Source organism: Roseateles sp. P5_E1, assembly GCF_054049335.1.
On sequence record NZ_JBFUMN010000409.1, the window covers coordinates 1 to 546 of the forward strand.

Annotated in this window: 1 protein-coding gene and 1 pseudogene; both read left to right on the top strand. The window is 64.7% G+C overall.

Annotation, left to right across the window (positions count from 1 at the left end; genetic code table 11):
- Positions 1-201: alginate O-acetyltransferase AlgX-related protein (locus tag ACXJKJ_RS31795; RefSeq protein WP_457395704.1), on the top strand; the 201-nt coding region annotated here is incomplete at its 5' end.
- 12 nt (positions 202-213) lie between these two features.
- Positions 214-546, top strand: a pseudogene (locus ACXJKJ_RS31800) (MBOAT family O-acyltransferase); the annotation flags it as partial.

Consider the following 546-nt stretch of genomic DNA (forward strand, 5'->3'; position numbering starts at 1 on the left):
CGCCTGGGCCATGCGCTTGGGCGCGAAGTGTGGAACCAGAGCCTGGATGGCGGCCAGTTCTCCGGCGCGCTGCTGGCGGCCTGGCCGCAGCGCGCGCAATGGCCGCCGACAGTACAGCTGGTGGTCTGGGAATTTTCTGAAATGGCCCTGTCCTTGCCGTTGACCGACGGTGAGCAGGCAACGCTGGCCGAGATCCACTGAGCGCTACGGACGATGCTTTTCAACTCTTTCCTGTTCCTGCTGGTCTTCCTGCCGATCGCGCTGGGCGTGCACTACGCCCTGGGTGCGGTGCGGCCGCGCCTGGCCGCGCTGTGGCTGTGCGTGGCCTCCATCGTGTTCTACGGCTGGTGGAACCCGCAGTTCGTGCTGCTGCTGTCCGGCTCGATCGTGTTCAATTACCTGATCAGCCTGGTGATCCTGTCACTGGCCAAGCGACCGAAGCTGCAGCTGCTGGCCACCGCGCTGGGCGTGGCCGCCGACCTGTTGCTACTGGTGCACTACAAGTATTTCGCGGCGATGGTGAACTTCGTCGGCGAGATGGGCTTC